This is a genomic window from Bremerella sp. JC817 (genome assembly GCF_040718835.1).
Taxonomy (GTDB): domain Bacteria; phylum Planctomycetota; class Planctomycetia; order Pirellulales; family Pirellulaceae; genus Bremerella.
This window is the reverse complement of record NZ_JBFEFG010000029.1, coordinates 1-415: the sequence shown is the minus strand read 5'-3', so window position 1 is coordinate 415 and position 415 is coordinate 1. Positions and strand designations below refer to the sequence as shown.

1 protein-coding gene is annotated in these 415 nt (G+C 62.2%); it reads left to right on the top strand.

Going from position 1 to position 415, the window contains the following annotated elements:
- Window positions 1–415 (top strand): sterol desaturase family protein (locus AB1L30_RS00135; RefSeq protein ID WP_367011336.1); only part of this gene is annotated, 415 nt, incomplete at both ends.

The following is a 415-nucleotide window of genomic DNA, read 5'->3' as shown; positions in this document are numbered from 1 at the left end:
ATCGGTCTCGGCAGCACGGTCGTCGGGGCGCTGGTCGGCCTGCTCGGTTTCGGCCTGTTCCTGTGGCTCTACCAGTTCAGGGTGTTCGACTTCGGCGAACAGTGGTGGACGGTCTGGTGGGCCTGGCCGCTCTGCTTTGTGCTGGACGATCTCGCCTATTACTGGTCGCATCGCTTCGGCCACCGCGTCCGCTGGTTCTGGGCCAGCCACGTGAACCATCATTCGAGCCAGCATTACAATCTCAGCACCGCGCTTCGGCAAAGCTGGACCGGGTTCCTGACACTGGGTTTCGTCTTTACCCTGCCGCTGGTGCTGCTGGGGTTCCATCCGGTGATGATCGCCATCTGCGGCGGGTTCAACCTGATCTACCAGTTCTGGATCCACACCGAGGCGATCGACCGGATGCCGCGTTGGT